The sequence below is a fragment of the Phycisphaerales bacterium genome, from assembly GCA_020852515.1.
Taxonomy (GTDB): Bacteria; Planctomycetota; Phycisphaerae; order Phycisphaerales; family UBA5793; genus UBA5793.
Genome location: JADZAS010000005.1, coordinates 186,320 through 206,171, shown reverse-complemented (window position 1 = coordinate 206,171; position 19,852 = coordinate 186,320). Strand labels below are relative to the sequence as shown.

General features: G+C 65.1%; 15 protein-coding genes and 1 rRNA gene. 11 read left to right on the top strand and 5 right to left on the bottom strand.

Annotated elements, in window-relative coordinates:
- Positions 1–11: 11 nt before the first annotated feature.
- On the bottom strand, positions 12–722 hold the full coding sequence (locus IT430_03715) for a hypothetical protein (GenBank protein MCC6907026.1): 711 nt from the start codon (positions 720–722) through the stop codon (positions 12–14).
- A 1,061-nt stretch (positions 723–1,783) separates the two neighbouring features.
- Here IT430_03715 and IT430_03710 point away from each other — a divergent pair.
- Both IT430_03710 and IT430_03705 read left to right on the top strand, forming a co-directional pair.
- Positions 1,784–1,990, top strand: coding sequence for a hypothetical protein (locus tag IT430_03710; protein ID MCC6907025.1), 207 nt, complete (start codon positions 1,784–1,786; stop codon positions 1,988–1,990).
- A 209-nt stretch (positions 1,991–2,199) separates the two neighbouring features.
- Positions 2,200–3,354, top strand: a complete 1,155-nt coding sequence (locus IT430_03705) for a phosphoribosylformylglycinamidine cyclo-ligase (GenBank protein MCC6907024.1) — start codon at positions 2,200–2,202, stop codon at positions 3,352–3,354.
- 78 nt (positions 3,355–3,432) lie between these two features.
- On the opposite strand, the gene rpmA is transcribed toward IT430_03705, so the two are convergent.
- The gene (gene rpmA / locus IT430_03700; protein MCC6907023.1) at positions 3,433–3,708 is read right to left on the bottom strand and encodes a 50S ribosomal protein L27; all 276 of its coding nucleotides are present in this window, start codon (positions 3,706–3,708) and stop codon (positions 3,433–3,435) included.
- 125 nt (positions 3,709–3,833) lie between these two features.
- Positions 3,834–4,388 carry a hypothetical protein gene (locus tag IT430_03695; GenBank protein ID MCC6907022.1) on the bottom strand — a complete coding sequence of 185 codons (555 nt, stop codon included), beginning with the start codon at positions 4,386–4,388 and terminating at the stop codon, positions 3,834–3,836.
- Between the two features lie 226 nt (positions 4,389–4,614).
- Between IT430_03695 and IT430_03690 the strand changes: the two genes are divergently transcribed.
- The 5 genes from IT430_03690 (at position 4,615) to IT430_03670 (ending at position 10,140) form a co-directional block, all read left to right on the top strand.
- Positions 4,615–5,709, top strand: a complete 1,095-nt coding sequence (locus tag IT430_03690; GenBank protein ID MCC6907021.1) for a GNAT family N-acetyltransferase — start codon at positions 4,615–4,617, stop codon at positions 5,707–5,709.
- A 745-nt stretch (positions 5,710–6,454) separates the two neighbouring features.
- Positions 6,455–7,984, top strand: a complete 1,530-nt coding sequence (locus tag IT430_03685) for an AAA family ATPase (GenBank protein ID MCC6907020.1) — start codon at positions 6,455–6,457, stop codon at positions 7,982–7,984.
- Between the two features lie 166 nt (positions 7,985–8,150).
- Positions 8,151–9,377 carry a DegT/DnrJ/EryC1/StrS family aminotransferase gene (locus IT430_03680; protein ID MCC6907019.1) on the top strand — a complete coding sequence of 409 codons (1,227 nt, stop codon included), beginning with the start codon at positions 8,151–8,153 and terminating at the stop codon, positions 9,375–9,377.
- 45 nt (positions 9,378–9,422) lie between these two features.
- Positions 9,423–9,734 carry a hypothetical protein gene (locus tag IT430_03675; protein ID MCC6907018.1) on the top strand — a complete coding sequence of 104 codons (312 nt, stop codon included), beginning with the start codon at positions 9,423–9,425 and terminating at the stop codon, positions 9,732–9,734.
- Positions 9,735–9,858: 124 nt separating this feature from the next.
- A complete protein-coding gene (locus IT430_03670) occupies positions 9,859–10,140 on the top strand; it encodes a 50S ribosomal protein L28 (protein MCC6907017.1) in 282 nt (93 codons plus the stop codon).
- A 63-nt stretch (positions 10,141–10,203) separates the two neighbouring features.
- Here IT430_03670 and IT430_03665 read toward each other — a convergent pair whose 3' ends face one another.
- Positions 10,204–11,358: a hypothetical protein gene (locus tag IT430_03665; GenBank protein ID MCC6907016.1), complete on the bottom strand. Its 1,155-nt coding sequence runs from the start codon at positions 11,356–11,358 to the stop codon at positions 10,204–10,206.
- A gap of 69 nt (positions 11,359–11,427) precedes the next feature.
- Here IT430_03665 and IT430_03660 point away from each other — a divergent pair, with 69 nt between their 5' ends.
- The 4 genes from IT430_03660 (at position 11,428) to IT430_03645 (ending at position 16,229) form a co-directional block, all read left to right on the top strand.
- The gene (locus IT430_03660) at positions 11,428–12,126 is read left to right on the top strand and encodes a UvrB/UvrC motif-containing protein (GenBank protein MCC6907015.1); all 699 of its coding nucleotides are present in this window, start codon (positions 11,428–11,430) and stop codon (positions 12,124–12,126) included.
- Positions 12,123–13,274, top strand: coding sequence for a protein arginine kinase (locus IT430_03655; GenBank protein MCC6907014.1), 1,152 nt, complete (start codon positions 12,123–12,125; stop codon positions 13,272–13,274). The genes IT430_03660 and IT430_03655 overlap by 4 nt, the downstream gene beginning before the upstream one ends.
- A 37-nt stretch (positions 13,275–13,311) precedes the next feature.
- Positions 13,312–14,184, top strand: a complete 873-nt coding sequence (locus IT430_03650; GenBank protein MCC6907013.1) for a ComF family protein — start codon at positions 13,312–13,314, stop codon at positions 14,182–14,184.
- Positions 14,185–14,745: 561 nt separating this feature from the next.
- Positions 14,746–16,229: ribosomal RNA gene (locus IT430_03645) — 16S ribosomal RNA — on the top strand.
- Between the two features lie 896 nt (positions 16,230–17,125).
- Here IT430_03645 and IT430_03640 read toward each other — a convergent pair.
- Positions 17,126–19,798, bottom strand: coding sequence for a site-specific DNA-methyltransferase (locus IT430_03640; GenBank protein ID MCC6907012.1), 2,673 nt, complete (start codon positions 19,796–19,798; stop codon positions 17,126–17,128).
- Between the last annotated feature and the right edge of the window lie 54 nt (positions 19,799–19,852).

Sequence of the window (19,852 nt, the reverse complement as noted above, 5' to 3'; positions counted from 1 at the left end):
CGCCGCGTTTTCTACGCCGCGACCCTCACCTCCGGCGCACCCTCGAGCATCGTGCTCACGATGCCCATCCCGCCGCCGCCCCCGCCGCCCACGCGGCCGAAGTTGATGGTGAAGATCGGGCTGACGGGCCCCGCGACATCCGAGCGCTGGCCCTGCACGGTGTACTGCACCATGTCCGGCCCGGCGAAGAACGAGTCATCGGTGAACTTCTTGGCGCCGGTGACGCCGACGAACTCGAAGTCGGCCGCGACGGCGGTGCGGCGGCGGATGATGTAGCTGGTGCCCTGGGTGCCGGCGGGGTTCGAGGCCTTCCACACCAGCACGGGCGCGCCGCTGGTCGGGTCGAGCGAGACGGTGAGGTCGGTGGGCTGGGCGGGCGGGGGCGCCGGCTGCGGGGGCTGGGGCGCGGGGATGTTGGCGATCACGTACACGCCCGGGTTGCCGGTGTTCTCGGCGAAGGTGCGGATGCTGCGGACCATCTCGGCGGCCTTCTTGCGCAGCTCGGCGAACTTGAGGTTGGTGTTGGCGGTGGCCGACTCGGCGGCCCCGCGGGCGATGTCGAGATCGGTCAGCGCGTTCGCCGCGTTCTCGGTCGCGACCTTGAAACCCGCGGTCTGCGCCGGGGTCGCGCCGATGGCGGCGGCGTGATCGATGAATGTCTGGGTGTGCGCGTTGCACCAGGCGAGGAAGTCTTCACGCGGAGAAACCGGGTACGTACCCATCTTGGTGTTCCTTACGTTGAGGGTCTTGGCGAATCGGCAGACTCTGGGAAAAACGTTGCGTTGCGGAACAGAGCCGCCGGTCACGCGACCGTCGGCGCTGGTCGGTATCGTCGTGACGATCCGCCCACTTGAACCCGACAGACCGGTTGTCCGCATTTCTTTGTGCGGGCGGGTCGCGCGAGTCGGGCAGCGCGGGGCGCGGAGAGGATGCGGATCGTTCTCCGGGAGTCGTTTCTCCGGGCAGGGGCACGGCCCCCGCAACCCCAGAGGCCAAAGACCGGAGGCGCCGGCTCGCAGCCCCAGTTCGCCGCCTTTCGGCCCCATCGGGGCCGCGGCCTGTAGCCACGGGTGGAGCGAGCGGGGGGCGCAGCCCCCGCGAGCGCAACCCGTGGAAGCGTGTGCCCTCAGATCATCCTGCCCCGGCGGGGCAGAGGACGGCTGCTGCGTACGCACGTGCCGCGAACATGCGCACGAAGGTTCCGGCTCTGCATCGAATCGAAGCGACGATGCCGGGCAGGGGCACAGCCCCCGCAACCCAAAGGCCAGGGGCGCAAAGGCACGCGCTCGGGCACTCGCCCTGGTCTTCACTGGGGGAGAGCACGAGAGGGGGCTTCCCCCTCTCGTGCAGAGAACCGGATTCGCGCGCGGTCGGTTCGCGAGCCTGTGCACGAGGGCTTCGCGCGCCGGGCGCGCGGTCGTGCCTGACCGTGCGATGCCCGGGAAGATGCCCTTGGGGTTGCAGGGGCCGTGCCCCCGCACAGAAAAACAAGCGCGCGACGATCGCGGGAAATCACCCGATCGCACGATGCGGAACGTGCGAAGGACGGCCCGGCGGTTCCTCTGCCCCGCCGGGGCAGGACGATCCGAGCACGCACACCCCCACGGGTTGCGCTCGCGGGGGCTGCGCCCCGCGCTTGCTCCACCCGTGGCTACAGGCCGCGGCCCCGTTGGGGCCGGAAGGCCCCGAGCGCGCAGCCTGGGCGGGCGTGATCCGGTGCGCGTGCGTTCTTTTCGCGCTGCGCGGGGTTCGGCCCTCGGCATCGGCACACCGAGCGGCGGACTTGACCCGTGGGGCGCGAAGAGGGTTACTCAAAGCGCGGTCTTTCGACCGCGAAAAATCATCCTTCAACCGTGAAGAGTCGTTCTTCAACCGCGGACCGCCGCGCTTCGACCGCGAGAAGCCGTTTTTCGACCGTGACGGGTCGCTCTTCGACCGCGACAAGCCGTTCTCTGACCGCGGAGCGCAGCGCTTCGACCGTAAAGGATGACTCTTCAACCGTGGAGAACCGCGCGGCAACCGCGCTGCGCAGCGCGGTCGGGCCGCGGCTCGGCGCTCCGCACCCCTTCCCCGGCCCTTCCTCGTTCCATCCGCGCTCCACACCCGCCGCCGGCCGTGGCTCGTACCGCCGCACCCCGCGCCGAATACGCTTGCCTCATGCCCCCACCCCCCGGCTCTTCCCCCGCCGCCTCCTCCGCGATGCGATCCCTCACCTACGCCGCCTCCGGCGTCAACCTCATCGAGAAGGATGCCTTCACCGAGAGCCTCGGCTCGATCATGCGGCGCACGCACGGGCCGCGGGTCATCGACAACCCCGGCGGGTTCGCGGGGCTGTTCCGCCTGGACTTCAACCAGAGACTCTTTGCCCGCAACTACAAGGACCCGGTGCTGGTGGCGTGCACGGACGGGTGCGGGACGAAGGTGAAGCTGGCGAGCCAGGTCGGCAGGTTCGACACGATCGGGATCGACTGCGTGGCGATGAACGTGAACGACATGGTGGTGCAGGGCGCGGAGCCCTTGTTCTTTCTCGACTACATCGCGGTGGGGAGGGTGGATGCGAGGATGCTGCGGGACATCGTGTCGGGCGTGGCCGAGGGGTGCAGGCTCGCGGGGTGCGCGCTGATCGGGGGCGAGACGGCGGAGATGCCGGATGTGTACGACATCGGCCCACCCCCCGATTTTGATCTTGCGGGGTTTGCGGTGGGCGTGGTCGAGCTCGCCCGCGCGACCGACCCCGAGCGCGTCGAGAAGGGCGACATCGTGCTCGGGCTGACCTCGAGCGGGGTCCACAGCAACGGGTACTCGCTGGTGCGGAAAGTGGTCCAGACGGCGGGGCTGGACCTGATGTCGGATGTGGGATTTCGGATGGCGGATGTCAAAGGCGAGAGCGCCGGGAATGGCCGTCGCGCGAAGGGCAAGCCGCCTGCTTCACATCCGACATCCGCCATCCGCCATCCGACATTGGGCGAAGTCCTGCTCACGCCCACGCGGATCTACGCCGACTCGATCACCAGGCTGCTCCGGCAGTACAAGGTCAAGAAGGTGGTGACGGGGATGGCCCACATCACCGGCAGCGGGATGGAGGGGAACCTCTCGCGCGCCCTGCACCCGGGTGTCGATGCGGTGGTGGACTTCGACGCCTGGCCGCGACCGCCGCTGTTCGCGTTCCTGCAGAAGCAGGGGCGGATCGACGAGGACGAGATGCGCCGCGTGTTCAACTGCGGGATCGGGTACACGCTGATCGTGCGGCCGACCTTCGCCGAGGCCGTGAAGGAGAAGCTCGAGAAGCTCGGCGAGACGGTGTACGTGATCGGGAAGATCGTGAAGGGGAAGGGGGATGTGCGGTGGAAGTAGGCGCGGAGGGGGCCATCGGTGCAAAAACACAACGACCCGCCAGAAGGCGGGTCGCGGAAGTCATAGGTTCGGGGCTTCTCAGGCCTTCAGCCACGTCGGCCGCGGTGTCTTGGGGTCGATCGGGTCGACGCTGACCTTGCGGCCCTGGAAGACGACCTTGCCGTGGCCGATCGAGTAGAGGGTGTCATCGCGTCCCTGCTCGACGAGGAAGCCCGGCTTGAGGGGCGTGCCGCGCTGCCGGACGATGATCGCGCCGGGCGTGGCGACCTCGCCGCCGTAGAGCTTGATGCCGAGGTACTTCGGGTTGGAGTCGCGGCCGTTCTGGGTTGAACCCTGGCCCTTCTTGTGTGCCATGACGATAATCCTCTAGCGAAAACCGAACAGCCAGCTCGGCCGAACGGGCGGGGATGATAGACCCAAGCCCGGCCGGCTTCCACCGTCGGAGGAGCCGATCGATGGTCGGCGGTCGGACGACCGGATCAGCGCATGATCCAGGATTTTTCCTTGATCGGCAGCGGCTCGGCCTTCTGACCTTCGAGGCTGCCGGGTGTGCTGTAGTCCAGCCGCAGGGTCTTGCGGAGGACGAACGTCTGCTTCGCGTCAGGGGAGGTCACCGACTTGGTCTCCCCCGAGAATCCCGCCGCGTAGACCGTGACTTGCTCCGGGTCCATCCCGCTCAGCGACCACACGACGATCCCGCGCTTGTGGTTCTCCTCGCCCTGGAGCAGTTCGCCGATGATGGAGATCTGGTCGAGCATGAACGGGTCCTGCATCCGGCCCAGCAGTTCGGTCGTGACCGACTGGGGCACATCGCGACCCGACCGCACGACCCGCCCATCGCCCAGCGAGAGCTCGAACATGGGGGCGAAAAGGAGGTCTTCGCCCGAGTTGTTCACGACCTTGTAGGTCATGTACAGGTACGAGCGGGGGCCGGTGTCGCGGACATCGACCGAGGCGACGCGAAGTTGGCCCGGGTCGATCTCGAGCTGCCACCTTCGCGGTACGGGATCGGGCTCGGGGGCCAGGGCGAGCATCGCCGCTCCGCAACAGGCGGCGGCAACAAATCGGACGGTGCGGGCTGGGGTACGAGGCATCAACAGGCTCCGGTCGGCCATGTGGCCGGTGCAGGGTCGATAGTCTAGTGTGGTCCGGTCATCCGTGCGCGGGCAGGGGAAGGACGGTTCGGGGGATTCGGTTCGTCGGGGGACTCGTGATTCCGGGCCGATCTTGGACACCGCACCGCACACAACGCCTTCCGGGATGCCAGCCCTGAACCCGGGCGTCCGGCTCATCCACGTCCCTCCCCGGCTGGTCTTCGACGCGGTTGTTCGGCTCGTGGGCGAACAGGCTGGCGATCCGCACGCCGCGGCCGAGCGGTTTCTCGAGAACGCGGGAAGCGTGGGGATCGATGTGGGGCTGATGTGGGCCACGGTGGCCGGCGATGATCGGCAGGACCAGCCGGTTCTGGTGCGGCAGGTGTCGCTGGCCGTGATCGGCGCGGGCGGCACGGCGATGATGTTCGTCTCCGGGCCCGGCCGACGGCCGTTGATCCGGCGAGGCGCAGACCCGTTGGGTGGGCCCGGCCTTGCGGCTGTCGAACGAGCCGCGGTTCTTCGGGCCGCGTGTCGGTGCGTCGCCGACGGTGCGCACGGACATGACCCTGCCCGGTTGGCCCAGGCCCTGCTCGAGCCCCACGAGAAGGAAGCGCTGGCCGCGTTTCTCGACGCCGGATTCACCCGGGTCGGCGATCTGGCCTACTTGCGACGAACGGGGACGCAGCCCCCGCGATGGGAACCTCTGCCCGAGGGAGTCCGGCTCCGGTCCGTCGCCGATCTGCACGGGTCGGGCCTGCCGGTTGCGGATCTCGATGCGGCGATCACGGCACTCCTGGAAGAGACCTACATCGACACGGCCGATTGTCCGGAACTGTGCGGCCTGCGCTCGGCCGAGGAGGTGCTGGCCTCGCATCGAGCGGTCGGACGGTATGACCCCGCGTTGTGGTGGCTGGTCTTCGAGCGCGAAAAACCTGTCGGTTGCGCCCTTTTCAATATCGTGCCCGAGCTCGAATCGGTCGAACTGGTATATCTCGGGCTTGCTCCGGCCGTGCGTGGCCGTGGTCTTGGGGCCAGGGTGCTCGAACGAGGGCTGCGGCAGCTCCTCGGCTGGTCGGATGCCGAGGCGGGGTCAGAGGCCGATCAGCGAGGTCGCGTTCTCGTCGGTTCCGGCGGGGTGACCTGCGCGGTCGATACCCGCAACGCACCCGCGCTCGGTCTGTACCGCCGCGCGGGATTCCAGCGGTTCTCGATCCGTGTGCCGGTGGTCAAGGGTCTGAGCGGGAGCGCGGGCCCGGCGTGAAGCGGTTTTTCCACGAACTGTGAGTGACGCGGATTGTGGATCGCGTGGACAACTTTTTTTTTCTCGCGCAACTGCTCGCGGATTCTTGACAAACAGCATTGTGGAAATCGATTTCGCGACGATTGCCCGTTGAGTTTGTCCCTTCCGTGGGTTACGCTGTTCCCGCCCCGGTCACGGAGAGACCAGCGACCGGCGCCAAGATCGACTTTGTGGACTCGCAACGCTCCCCAGCCGCGCCGCGGAGGTTCATGCCTTCACGCCCGGTCGGTCGTGCCTCGCACCCACCAGTCATCGCGGCCGCCGGCTGACTTCTGAAGGACTCTTTCCGACCGACGCCAAGATCGCGTCGGCTTCTTCTCAACCGCTCTCGAGTTGTCACGACGACAAATCGATGCTTCGCTCCGGCCCAGGCCGGTGAGAGGTGTGACCAGTGGAGACTCGTCACGCTCCGGGTGTTTCGTCCGATCCTGCCGACCTTCAACGATCAAGCCGGCCGCACGGCCGCAGGGAGAGCGAGAGTGAGCAACGCAGAGGCATCGCCGATCGGGCCCCGTCCTCGTTGAGGCTGCACGGGCGATCCGACGCCGCGGGTGTACAGACCTCCGCCGAGGCGGATCGTGCCGAGACCCCGGCCGATCGCGCTCGTGGGTTGCACCGGTTCGATCGTCGCGGACCCAGGCTCCGATTCGTCGCCGCTCAGGGCGATCCCCTGTCGGGCAGCACCGCGGAGCGAATCGCCGCTCGAATGGTCGAGCTCGTCGGCGCCGCCCGCTTCGATCGCTACTTCGCCGACCAGGCGCGGATCGAGGTGGACGGGCCCGTCGTCCGGGTGATCGCCTCGTCGCCGTCGCTCGCGGGGTTGCTCGATCGTCGCTTCGGCCAGGCCTTGCGCGATGTGGCGATCGAGGTGGTCGGTCCGATCGCCGGTGAGCCGAAGGTCGAGTTTGTCGCCGACTCCGCGAGTTTCGAGGGCGCGCCAGCGCCCGGCGCGGCGCGTTCGCAGGCCGCGCCCGCACGCGGGGCCGCGCCCGACGCGGCGGGAACGCCCGCGCGTCCATCGCCCGCCCGTCCCGCGGCCGGAAGCACCCGCACCTACCGCCTCGAAGACTTCGTGGTCGGAGACTCCAATCGGCTGGCGTACAACGCGGCCGCGAACCTCGTCGAGACCTCGCAGGACCGCCCGGCGCACGCGGGAACCGCGCCGCTCCTGTTCATCCACGGCCCGTGCGGGGTGGGGAAAACCCACCTGCTGCAGGGATTGGCGGCTCGCTTCCGCGAACTGCACCCCGGCGCGGTCGTGCGCATCACAACCGGCGAAGCGTTCATGAACGAGTTTGTCCATTCGATCAAGCAGACCACGGGTGGAGCCGCCGCGGGCGCTCCGCGGCGGGGAGGGGCCATGTCCGCCCCGGGTGTCGAGCGGTTCCGACGCCAATACCGCCGGTGCGATCTGCTCTGCATCGACGATGTTCACTTCCTCGCCAGCAAACAGGCGACGCAGCAGGAGCTGCTGCACACGTTCGACGAGATCGCGCTCTCCGGCGCACGCATCGCGCTGGTCTGCGACCGTCACCCGCGCCAGATCCGCCAGTTCAGCCCCGCGCTGGTCTCGCGGTTCATGGCGGGAATGGTCGCCAGCATCGAGCCCCCCGATCCGGCCGTTCGCGAGCGGGCCATCCGACTGTTCGCACAGCGTCGCGGCCTGATCCTCGAAGACGCCGCCGTTCGGCAGTTTGTCGAGCGGACACGCACCGCCCCGGGCTCGCCCGTGGTCGGGCTCCGCGAGATCGAGGGTCTGGTGACGCGAGTCGAGGCCATTCACCGGCTCTCGCCCTCGGGCGATGCTCCGCGCTCGGTCGGTGTTCTGACCATCGAACGAGCCCTCGGGGATTCTTCCTCGCTCGGCCCGGCCGATGCCGCGAGCGATCTTCCGGGCTCTCGGTTCAGCAGACCGGTCCGGATCGAGACCATCTCGGCGCAGACCTGCACCGAACTGGGCGTGGATTCGTCGGACCTCGGCGCGCCGACGCGCCACAAGCGGGTTGTGCTGGCACGCGCCGTCATCACCCATCTCGCCCGCCAGTTCACGACCATGAGCTACCCGGAGATCGCCCGGGCGATCGGGCGGCCGAGCCACTCGACCGTGATCACCGCCCATCAGCGGCTCCAGAAGCAGGTCGAGTCGGACGAGTCGTACGGTATCGGTCCCGAAGGTGAGACCATGACGATCCGTGACCTCCTCGCGCGGCTCAGGGCGTCCATTTCCAGAAACTGAGTCCGGTTCTCGGTCCTTCAGCCGGGTCGGACCACCCGTGCGCACCAGCGCGGGCTGTGTGGTGCACGTCGGCATCGGCAGTGCACCGGCCGCTCTCGTTTGCCGATAACAGACCCGCCCGACCGCGGCGCCAGTCCTGGCCCATTCCGCTCGGGCCGGAGCGAACATGCCGAACAGCGCCGCCTTTCACCCGACGACCGAAATCCCGCTCAGCCGGCCTGACATCACCGACGCCGAGGTCGAACTGGTCGTGGAGACACTTCGCTCCGGGAGGCTGTCGATCGGCCCTCGGCTCGAACAGTTCGAGGAACTCGTCGCGGCCCGCGCCGAGCGGCTCTACGGCATCGGCGTATCGAGCGGCACATCCGGGCTGCATCTGGCCCTCGACGCGCTCGGGATCGGCGAGGGCGACGAGGTCATCACCACGCCGTTCAGTTTCATCGCCAGCGCCAACGTCATCCTCTACGTCGGCGCCAAGCCGGTCTTCGTGGACATCTGTCCCAAGTCGCTCAACATGGATCCGACCGGGCTCGAGGCGGCCATCACGCCGCGCACCCGCGCCATCATCGCGGTCGAGACCTTCGGCAACCCGCAGCACATGCGCGAGTACGAGGCGATCGCCAAGCGTCACGAGATCCCGCTGATCGAGGACTGCTGCGAGGCTCTCGGCGCGGTCCACAACGCCCGACCCGCGGGCAGTTTCGGACGCATCGGCGTCTTCGCGTTCTACCCCAACAAGCAGATCACCACGGGTGAAGGCGGGTGCATCGTCACCAGCGACAAGCGCCTGGCGAGCCTCTGCCGCTCGCTGCGCAACCAGGGCCGATTCGTCGCCGACGGCCCGCCGCAGTTGGGCCCGGCCGCGGGCATCGGCGGGGTGGGCAGCGGCGCGCCGATCGGCTCGTGGCTCACGCACGAGCGCCTCGGCTACAACTACCGCATGTCGGAACTCTCGGCCGCGTTGGGCGTGGCCCAGATGCGCCGGCTCGACGAGATCATCGAGGCCCGCCAGCGTGTCGCGGCCTCGTACATGCGTCGCCTGATGGGCAACCCGCACCTGGTGCTTCCGACCATCGACCCGCACACCGCCATGAGCTGGTTCGTCTTCGTCGTGCGCCTCGACAGCAGTTTCACGCGCGAGGAGCGCGACCGCATCATCCAGGGGCTGCGACGCCACGAGATCGGCGCCAACGACTACTTCCCCTGCATCCACCTCCAGCCGTTCTACCGCGCCGATTTCGGCTTCAAGCCCGGCATGTTCCCCATCGCCGAGACCGTCAGCCACCGAACCATCGCCCTGCCGTTCCACAACCGGCTGACCGAGAAGGAGATCGGGATCGTGTGCGAAACCCTCGAGCACATGATCGAGCGCGAGTGTCTCAAGCGGTCGTGAATGGGTGACTTGTGCTCCCGGCAGGGCATGTGGTACGCTCTGGGCATGGCCAACACACGCATCATCGTCCCCGCTCTCGGAGCCCTCTTCTGCACCGCCCTTGCCGCCTGCGAACAGAAGGACCTCTCCGCGGGGTACGAGAAAGTCGCCAACGGCATGAACCTCTCGCAGGTCGAGAACCTGCTCGGCTCGGGCAACGACGAGACCCCCGCCGGCGGCTACGGGGTCGGCAGCGCCGGCATGCTCGACAGCAAGCCCAACCCCGAAAAGACCTACGTCTGGCGTGACGGCGGCGTCACGTACGCGATCGTTTTCAAGGACGGAAAGGTCGTGCAGAAGCAAAAGGCGGGACAGTGACGATCACCGGTTCTCGGATGATGTTTGGGTGCTCGCCGCGGAATCCGTGACTTTGGCCCCGCGAGTTCGCTTCCGCGTGCCGCCTGCCTAAACTCCCCGCCCTGAATCGATCGGAGCACGACCCATGCCCTTCGTCTGCCATTTCACCGGAAAGAAAGCGTCCTTCGGCAAGCAGCGCACATGGCGCGGTCAGGCCGTCAAGAAGGGCGGGTTCGGTCTCAAGCCCACCGGCATCACCCGGCGCAAGTTCCGTCCCAACCTCAAGGACGTGACCGCGATCATCGACGGGGTGCCCACCCGCGTCAAGGCTTCCACCAACGCCATCAAGAGCGGCCTGGTCGTCAAGCCCCTGAAGCGCAAATACGGTTACACCCGTCAGCAGAAGCTCGCGGCCGGCAAGCACTGATCTCCGGGTTCGTCACGCACAACAACCAGCGCCGATCCGGTTTTCCGGGTCGGCGTTGTCGTTTCACCCGGTCTTGCCCGGCCACCGATCCGGCTGCTGCTCGAGAAACTCCGCGTACGTCGTCTTCCAGCCTCCGGTCACGACTTCGTCCACATCCAGTTTGATCTCCGGCAGCGTCGGGTTCGTGGCAGGGAGCGCGGCGGCGTGCTTGTCCATGACTTCCGCCAGCGAGCGATCATCGGCGGCCGTGCACGCCGGGTGGAAGTACATGTACATCCGCGCGCCCGTGCGGATGAGGTGCGCCATCAGGTGTTCCAGCATCCACCGCCCGCCCCTGTCCATCGTGCCGGGGATGTGGCCATCCTTCGGCCGCGGGGCCTCGCGGATCACCGGCACGAACGGCCCCATCGCCGCGCCCGAGCGCGCGTGGTTCAGCAGGTCGATGAAGCTGTTCCAGTAGCGGTGGTGTTCGCGCCGGTCGTAGCGCTGCCCCTGCGGCGTCAGAAAGCACACCGGGCAGCTCGTCCGATCGTCAACCAGCGTGCCCTGACGGTACGGCCATCCGTTGTAGTCGTGCACCGTGAACGATGTGCGGATGTTGAAGAAGTTGACCGCCGCCGTGCGCTCGCCCCACGCCGACATCAGCCCCGATTCAATCGTGATCTTGCGCAGGGCTTCGATCTTCAGCCGATCCGCGTACCTCCCGAACTTGATGATCCATTCGTTGTACTCGGGTGTCATGACCTTGAGTTTCGCGACGTCATAGCCGCGGAGATCCTCGGGCATCCGCTCGCGTGCCGCATCGCTCTTGTAGACGTCGATGATCCGCTTCAGGCCCTGCGACCACGGCGAGAGGTCGGTCTCCGCGTCGTGGTACACCAGGTCCAGTTCGATCCCGCGTTTGGACAACTCGGCGCCGAGGTACCCGCAGGTCCGGGTGTCCTCGCTCGCGACGATCTCGCCGCGTTCGTAGATCGCCGTCACGTCGATCGGGTACTCGTCCGATTTCATCTCGTATCCCAGGACGTAGTACGGGTGCACGGCACGCATGCCCTCGGGCTCCCGCTCCATCTGTTCGGCGATCGCCACCGCCTGCACCCTGGCCGTTGATCGCTTGTACGCGTCGAGGAACCCCATCGCCCGCAGATACCGCTTGCTCAGGGCGTCATCCGCCAGGATCGGCCGGTCCGCGAACGCGATGAGTTGGCGCTGATTCATGGGGTTCTTCGGCGACCCACCCGGCCACGCGGTCACACGCCGCCCCGCCAAACGCCGATATCATTGCCCGTGAAGTGTGACCAGTGTGACAACGAGGCCACTGTCCACGAACTCGTGGTCAAGAACGGCAAGCGGCTGGAGCGGCACCTGTGCGAGGGGTGCGCCAAGGGCCAAGGGCTGCCCATACCCGCAAACACCCCGATTACGCAGTTGCTCACGCAGTTCATCACTTCCCAGGTCCAGCCGACCGGTGTCGCGTCGGCCTCGCAACAGCCGCGTCCCGCTGCCCAGCCAACCAACAACGCCTGCCCCGAGTGTGGCCTCGCGTTCGCGCAGTTCCGTCAGTCCGGCCTGCTCGGGTGTCCGGCTTGCTACGCCGCGTTCGAGGGCCAGTTGAGCCCGCTGCTCGCCCGCGCCCACGACCGCGGCACGCACCACAAAGGCAAACTCCCTCGCCGGCTGCGAGAGGTCTCGGGCACGAGCGTCCCTCCGCCGGTCAAGCCGGTCAGACCTGCGCCGGCGTCGAGAGCAGCCGCCGCGGAGATCGTGGCCAGGGTCAAGGAACTTCGGGAGCGTTTGACTCAGGCGATCGCCGCCGAGCAGTACGAGATCGCGGCCCAACTCCGCGACGAACTCATCGGCATCGAGAAAGCCGCGGGCGCGCCCAAGGCCGCACGCAAGACCGCCCCGGCCAGGGCTTCCCGCGCGGCCAAGCCCGCGCCGCCGCAGCCTCCCCCTCCGCGCAATCCCGAAACGGAGGGCCCATGAGCCAGCCGCCGCAGCCGGGTTTCTCCGCCGCGGCCGTCAAGCGCGGCGCCGATTGGCTCCGCGGCTCCGGCGCGGAAGCCGATGTCGTGGTCTCTTCTCGCGTCCGCTTGGCCCGCAACCTCGACGGCTTCCCGTTCCTCACGCGCGCGTCACGTCAGCATCGGCAGGCGATCCTCGACACCTGCCGCGAGCGGCTGCTCAACGCCGGACTGGCGCAGCAGATGCTCTGGGTCGATGTGCACTCGGCCCCGGTGCTCGACCGCACGCTCATGGTTGAGCGACACCTGATCTCCAAGGAGCACGCCCGCGGCCAGGCCCAGCAGCCGGCGACCAAGGGCCAGGGCGCCGACCCCGCGGGCCCCGCGGGCGGGGAACCTCGCGGCGTGGCGATCTCGCTCCCCGACGAGTCGCTCTCGATCATGGTCAACGAAGAAGACCATCTGCGCCTGCAGGTCCTTCGATCGGGCCTGGAACTCACGCCCGCGTTCGAGCACATCAACAAGATCGACGACCTGATCGAGGGCGATTGTCCCAAGTCCGGCTCATCGCTCGCCTACGCCTACTCGCCCCGGTTCGGGTTCGTGACGGCGTGCCCGACCAACGTCGGCACGGGGATCCGCGTCTCCGTCATGGTTCACCTTCCGGCGCTCAAGATGGCCGGCGAGATGGACCGCATCCGCCGCGCCACCAAGGACCTTGCGCTCGCGGTGCGCGGCTACTACGGCGAGGGCTCCGAGGCCGCCGGCGAGTTTTTTCAGATCTCCAACCAGACCACGCTTGGCAAGTCCGAGCCTGAGATTCTCGATCAGTTCGAGCGCAAGATCATCCCGGACCTCATCAAGGCCGAGCGTCTGGCGCGCAAGCACCTGATCGAGAAGCGTCGTCGCCTTCTCGAGGACAAGGTGTGCCGTTCGCTCGGCACGCTCCGCCACGCCCGCCTCCTCACGCCCGAGGAAGCCCTCACGCTTCTGAGCGATGTCCGCCTCGGGATCATGACCGGCATCATCGCCGACATCACCGAGCAGGCCGTCAATCAGCTCCTCCTGCTGACCCAGCCCGCCCACCTGCAGCGCGTCCTCGGTCGAGACCTGGACCAGGGCCAGCGCCGGGAAGCCAGGGCCGACCTCGTGCGGGAAATGCTCAAATGACCCGGTGATTCCGCGCGAGGCGCGATACGCTGCACCGATGTCCTCGTCCGGGGAGAAGTTCACCTGGCCGCCCCGGCCCGTCGCGCGTGAAGCCGAGAAGTCGGCGTCGGTCGTTCGCACGTTCCCGGCACCCGGCCGTGCGGCGGCCGGCGGTCGAGCGATCAAGCCGTCCGTCTGGGCCTCCATGGAGCGGGTTTTTCTCGACATCACGGCCCGCCCGCTCCGTGACCGTGCGGCCGAGGCTGGGTGGGCGCCGGACGATCCGAGCGAGTACTGCGCCCGTTGCGGCCGAACGTTGCACGCAAAGGCGGCGCTGCCCGAGGGCTGCGACACCTGCCGGGGGATGCGGCTCGCGTGGTCGCGCATCGTTCGACTCGGCGAATACGCGGGTCCGCTGCGGACCTGGATCCATGAAGTCAAGTACACGCGCTGGCGTCGGCTCGGACACGACCTCGGTGAGATGCTCGGGCAGGCCCTGCTCGCACGCTGGATCGAGCACGGACGTCTCTCCCCCGAACCAGTCATCGTGCCCGTCCCTGACGCCAGCCTGCGCCGGCTCCTTCGCGGGATAGACCACGCCATGGTCATCGCCCGTGGCGTCCAGGCGGCCACCGGCTGGGGGTTGGTGCAGCCGCTGCATCGCCGGTTTGGCTCGTCGCAGGTCTCGGTTGCCCCCAGTGAGCGAGCGACAAACGTCGCCAGATCGTTTGGTATAAGGAAGGATTCGGATATCGACCAGTTCTGCGGGGGTACCGTGGTGCTGGTTGACGATGTGCTCACGACCGGCGCGACGCTGCGGACATGCGCCAAACTGATTGCAAGTGCTTGTCGTAAAGGGGGTAAGGACGACGTTCCCGACGTTTGGGCCGCGATCCTGGCTCGAACCGGGGAAGCGAAACCCACCCGATGAGACCCGAAGTGCCGGGGGACGACCTCCCTGATTCGGGGAATTTCGACCAAATCCGTGGGTAAACTGCGGAAACTTCCAGAAGGTTTGATCTTGATCTTGACTGGCAGGGGTGGGGGGCTAAACTCTCCCCCGCCTCTGACGGAAACGGCAGTGGCCGGATGCGGTGTCGAGCGGTGGTGAACACCGGATGCTGCATCCAACATCCTTGAAAAGTGAAGACAGTTGGGTGGTCCGCGAGAATGTGCGGCCGGACAGCGGCGGTTCAAGCCGTGCCTGTGACAGGGCAGTCCGTGCCGATCCAAGTCCCGATCGTGTCACAGCGATCGGTGCTGATATTCTCTCGAACCACAACCCTCGCCCGTCGGTTTCGCTTCAGAGACCGATGGGTAGAATTGATGAGTTCAGCAAACAATCCGTCGGCTTAGCCGCCGACGGACGCTCGCGTGCGGCCCTCGGGCTTCGCGCGGGTGATGACCCTCCGGACGCCGCAAGGCGGACGGGGTAAACAGGTCAACCCTTCAAGTTTGACATTCAACCGCGCAAGCGGGAGATAACGAACAACAATTGAAGAGTTTGATTCTGGCTCAGATTGAACGCTGGCGGCATGGCTAAAACATGCAAGTCGAACGAACCCGCAAGGGTTAGTGGCGGAAGGGTGAGTAAAAGTATCGAATGTACCCCGAGGTGGGGGATAGGCATGGGAAACTGTGCGTAATACCCCATGATCTCGAAAGAGCAAAGTTCCGGCGCCTTGGGAGCAGCGATATACCTATCAGGTAGTTGGCGGGGTAAAGGCCCACCAAGCCGAAGACGGGTAGCCGGTGTGAGAGCACGGCCGGCCACATCGGGACTGAGACACTGCCCGGACTCCTACGGGAGGCTGCAGTAACGAATATTCCGCAATGCGCGAAAGCGTGACGGAGCAATGCCGCGTGCAGGATGAAGCGGTTTCGCCGTGTAAACTGCTGTCAGGGGCTACTAACTATGAAGAGCCCCAGAGGAAGGACCGGCTAATCTCGTGCCAGCAGCCGCGGTAATACGAGAGGTCCTAGCGTTAATCGGAATCACTGGGCTTAAAGGGTGCGTAGGCGGGCCTGTAAGTGCCTTGTGAAATCCCATGGCTCAACCATGGAATTGCAGGGCATACTGCGGGTCTTGAGGAATCTAGAGGCCGGTGGAACGATAGGTGGAGCGGTGGAATGCGTAGATATCTATCGGAACGCCAAAGGTGAAGACAACCGGCTGGGGATTTCCTGACGCTGAGGCACGAAAGCGTGGGGATCAAACAGGATTAGATACCCTGGTAGTCCACGCCCTAAACGATGCACACTAGACCGGTGCGGCTCTGACGTCGTATTGGTCGTAGAGAAATTGCTAAGTGTGCCGCCTGGGGAGTACGGTCGCAAGGCTAAAACTCAAAGAAATTGACGGGGGCTCACACAAGCGGTGGAGCATGTTGCTTAATTCGAAGCAACGCGAAGAACCTTACCCGGGTTTGACATGCATGGATTAGTCTCTGGAAACAGGGATGACAGTCGCAAGACCGGAACATGCACAGGTGCTGCATGGCTGTCGTCAGCTCGTGCTGTGAAGTGTTTGGTTAAGTCCATTAACGAGCGCAACCCTTGTCGCTAGTTGCTAACGAGTAATGTCGAGGACTCTAGCGAGACTGCCGGCGTCACGCCGGAGGAAGGGGGGGATGACGTCAAGTCCTCATGGCCCTTACATCCGGGGTTGCAAACGTGCTACAATGGTGCGTACAGAGCGACGCAAGGCCGCAAGGCGGAGCAAATCGCAAAAAACGCACCCCAGTTCGGATTGAAGGCTGCAACCCGCCTTCATGAAGTCGGAATCGCTAGTAATCGGAGATCAGCTACGCTCCGGTGAATACGTTCCTGAGCCTTGTACACACCGCCCGTCAAGTCATGGGAGCCGGGAGTGCCCGAAGTCACCTCGTTTCAGGGGTGCCTACGGCAAGTTCGGTGACTGGGACTAAGTCGTAACAAGGTAGCCGTAGGAGAACCTGCGGCTGGATCACCTCCTTTCTAAGGGATTCCTTAGATCCGCATGCAGAGCGATCTGCCGCGGAATCATCAGCGCAACCTCGCCCGCCGGCAGCCAGGCCGCCCTCAAAAGCAGCCCGGCCAAGGCGGATACCGGCACGGCAACGTGCCGCCAAAGGCGTCTACATACCCAACTGTTTGCAATTACACAACCCCTGGTGCTCGCACCAGGGGTTGTTCGTTTTTCTCGATCCTCTTCACCACCGAGCCACGGAAATCACGGAGTGGGCACAAAGCGAAAAAGGGTTGGGATCAGGCATCAGGCACCTGGCACTGGGCATTAGGGGAAGGCGTCAGGCACTGGGGAAGGCATCGAGGCGTCGAGGAGTCGAGGCGTTTTGGCCGCGAAGAGGCTCAGAAATCGCAAAAAAGGGCGGGAATCGGGACGGGGTGAGGTGTGGGCCAGGCGGGCCGAGGTTCTTCACCACGGAGCCACGGAGATCCACGGAGTGGGCACAAAGCGAAAAAGGGTTGGGATCAGGCATCAGGCACTTGGCACCAGGCATTAGGGGAAGGCGTCAGGCACTGGGGAAGGCACCGAGGCATCGAGGGGTCGAGGCGTCTTGGCCGCGAAAAGGCTCAGAAAGCGCACAAAAGGGCGGGAATCGGGACGGGGTGAGTTGTGGGCCAGGCAGACCGAGGTTCTGCACCACGGAACCACGGAGATCACGGAGTGGACACAACGCAAAGAGGGTTGGGATCAGGCATCAGGCACTTGGCACTAGGCATTAGGGGAAGGCGTCAGGCACTGGAGAAGGCACAGAGGCATCGAGGGGTCGAGGCGTTTTGGCCGCGAAGAGGCTCAGAAAGCGCAAAAAAGGGCGGGAATCGGTCTTTCGGAAAGGCGCGAAGGGCACGGAGATTCAAGGCTGAGGTTGCTACTCGATCTCAAACACCTGCATCACTTCGTCGCCGTAGTGGTTGATTACCTTTATGGCAATTCTGCCTGTGCTTGGCTTGTCAAACGGGCGGCTTACGGTTGAGTAGAGTTCGCTCCATGCATCCTCATCCACTTCGGCCCTGAGGGCTCGTTGAAGACGCTTGTACGGCTCGTCGGCTCCGGTGAAATACGCGTGACGGACAAAGAACGACTCGCCGTTGTAGTTGGTATCGATGAACCAGCAGGCGATGTCGTCGGTCGAGGATGAGCGGATGGCGCCGGTGGTCGGGTCATACACATCGAGCCCCCGGATTTCGACGGTGACTGTGCCGTCTTTCGCCTTTTTGATGTCGATATCCGGCTCGCCGAAGACCATGAAGAGGTTGCCGGCGCCGGTCTTCTTTAGGAGTTCATCGCCCATCGCCAGGTCGGGGTTCATCCGCGCAGGCAGCACGATGAGATCGCCGTAGCGCTTCGCTTCTTCGGTGACGGACGGATCGAAGGCGAAGCCGCAGATGAGCAGCACATCGAATCCGACGCCCTTGACCGCTTCCTTGGCGGCTTCCTTGATGAGTTGCGAGCCGACGGTGCCGTGCTCGGGTCCGATGCAGATGGCGACTCGCTTTTCAGAACCGTCCTTCTCGGCGAACGTGCCTTGGGCATGCAGCCAAGGATTGGCCATGACTTCGAGCGAGTCGAACTTGAGGCGCTCGCCCTTCTTCGTATTCTCGACACCGGCTTTGCGGAGGTTGTCGAGAATCATGTTGGTGAATGAACTGCCAGCGAGCATCTGAATGCCAATGCCGGTCTGCGGATCTGGCTGCGCCAGCGCCTTCTTCTCTTCAACGCTGATCGTCCGATGTGGCGAGAGGGATTCCACGGTGAACGGGCCGGTGACGCGCACGACCCTGCTGTCTTCGTACGGCTGATCGAAGAGCGTCTCCGTTTCCGCGTGCTTCGCGATCGCGGCGTCGATTGCTTCGCGGCTCATGCCGTCCTTGATGTCCGGATTGTTGGCGATGGATTTGAGTGTGACATGCGGCACGCGTTTGTAGACAAAACCCCGGCGGACGTTGTGGGCAGTTCGACCCTCTGGCCTGGTTGCGGGCGGCGTGTCGCGGAGGTACTGCTTGATCTCATCATCTGCCATGGCCGTTGTGGGCAGGTTCGGATAGTCATCGGCGAGGTGGTAGTAGGGGAACTTCGCCGCCATTAGTCGGGTCCGGGCGAGTGCGAGGGCGACGCGGGAGGTGTCGCAGGTGATCCAGCGCCGGCCCCACTGCTCGGCGACATACGCCGTTGTCCCGCTGCCGCAGGTCGGATCGAGGACGAGATCGCCGGGGTCGGTGGTCATGAGGAGGCAACGCTCAATGATCTTGGTAGACGTTTCAACAACGTATCTCTTATCTGATGCAAAGCCCGCGACGACTGTATCCGTCCACATGTTTGACCTACCGACCACTGGAAAGTCATCGAAAAACCGAACGTAGTACAACCCTCCATGCGTAGCTTCCAAGCGGTCTGCGTGTTTGAGCTTCTCCATACCTGGTTCGCCAGTCTTCCAATAACCGCGATTCGGTCTGTAGGTACGGCCGTTGAATTCGATAGGGAAGTCGCCAGGAGGACGCTGGCTGGTAAGGTTATCAATGCGATAAATTTTCGCACCTTTAGGAAGGCTGGATGGATCCAGCTTCTCGTGAGTACTCAGCTTCCGCGTCTTGCCATTCGGCAACAACACACGACCGTACGCGCTGCCGACGAAAGTCTCGGCCTTCATTGAATACAGATCGCGGTACTTGACATTGATCTTGCCCTGCTCTCTCTTCTTCTTCGCATACCACAAAATGTAATCCGCAACCCCCGGAAGTAACTCAGTCGTCGCACTGCTCGTCTTGGTACAGCTAATCAGTGCGCAGAAGTTCTCGCTCCCAAACACTTCATCCATGACGCAGCGGACGAGATGGACGTTTTCATCGCCGATCTGCACGAAGATGGAGCCGGTTTCGGTGAGGAGTTCCTGCGCGACTCTCAGCCTGTCCCGCAGATATGCGAGATACGAGTGGATGCCGAGTTTCCAGGTGTCGCGAAAGGCGCGGACCTGCTCGGGCTGGCGCGAGGCGTCCTCGGCCTTGCCATCCTTGACATCGCGCTTGCGGGTGGAGACCTGCCAGTTGCTGCCAAACCTGATGCCGTAGGGCGGATCGAGGTAGATCGTCTGGACTTTGCCCTTGAGGCCTTCTTTTTCAGCGAGGGAAGTCATGACCAGCAGCGAATCGCCGAGGATCATGCGGTTGGACCAGTGGGCTTGGTTCTCGTCTTTCTGTGAGTAGAAATCGACGCGATCGGCGAAGTCTTCGGGGAGGCCGTTGAAGTCGGCATAAAGAGTGAGTTGCTGCGGCTCGTGTTTCGCCTTCTCGCGGCCGACGTGGGCGCGGAAGTCGTCGATGATGGCTTGGGGATGGATCTTTTCCTGAATGTAGATGGGCACGACCGGGACCTGCAGGTCCGCCGCGTCCTGCTCATCTTTGCCCCTCCAGACGAGTTGCGGATCAAGGGAAGGGTCGCGCGGGTAGAGCATCTTCGCGGGCGCCTGCTCGTCCTGCTTGACGAAATCGCGCAGTTCTTCGGTTGGGATGTTGACGCGCGTGTCGGAATGGCGCAGCGAATCCATCCGGGACTGGTTGGTGCGCTTCCTGCTGGTCGGGCGGGGAGTTGAGGAGCGCCT

What these genes read in the sequence shown, in the direction of transcription:
- IT430_03695 (MCC6907022.1), bottom strand. Translation starts at nt 4,388, where the DNA reads ATGCTCGCCCTGGCCCCCGAGCCCGATCCCGTACCGCGAAGGTGGCAG.
- rpmA (MCC6907023.1), bottom strand. Translation starts at nt 3,708, where the DNA reads ATGGCACACAAGAAGGGCCAGGGTTCAACCCAGAACGGCCGCGACTCC.
- IT430_03650 (MCC6907013.1), top strand. Translation starts at nt 13,312, where the DNA reads ATGTCCTCGTCCGGGGAGAAGTTCACCTGGCCGCCCCGGCCCGTCGCG.
- IT430_03655 (MCC6907014.1), top strand. Translation starts at nt 12,123, where the DNA reads ATGAGCCAGCCGCCGCAGCCGGGTTTCTCCGCCGCGGCCGTCAAGCGC.
- IT430_03685 (MCC6907020.1), top strand. Translation starts at nt 6,455, where the DNA reads ATGGTCGAGCTCGTCGGCGCCGCCCGCTTCGATCGCTACTTCGCCGAC.
- IT430_03690 (MCC6907021.1), top strand. Translation starts at nt 4,615, where the DNA reads ATGCCAGCCCTGAACCCGGGCGTCCGGCTCATCCACGTCCCTCCCCGG.
- IT430_03675 (MCC6907018.1), top strand. Translation starts at nt 9,423, where the DNA reads ATGGCCAACACACGCATCATCGTCCCCGCTCTCGGAGCCCTCTTCTGC.
- IT430_03715 (MCC6907026.1), bottom strand. Translation starts at nt 722, where the DNA reads ATGGGTACGTACCCGGTTTCTCCGCGTGAAGACTTCCTCGCCTGGTGC.
- IT430_03680 (MCC6907019.1), top strand. Translation starts at nt 8,151, where the DNA reads ATGCCGAACAGCGCCGCCTTTCACCCGACGACCGAAATCCCGCTCAGC.
- IT430_03640 (MCC6907012.1), bottom strand. Translation starts at nt 19,798, where the DNA reads ATGGATTCGCTGCGCCATTCCGACACGCGCGTCAACATCCCAACCGAA.
- IT430_03670 (MCC6907017.1), top strand. Translation starts at nt 9,859, where the DNA reads ATGCCCTTCGTCTGCCATTTCACCGGAAAGAAAGCGTCCTTCGGCAAG.
- IT430_03705 (MCC6907024.1), top strand. Translation starts at nt 2,200, where the DNA reads ATGCGATCCCTCACCTACGCCGCCTCCGGCGTCAACCTCATCGAGAAG.
- IT430_03665 (MCC6907016.1), bottom strand. Translation starts at nt 11,358, where the DNA reads ATGAATCAGCGCCAACTCATCGCGTTCGCGGACCGGCCGATCCTGGCG.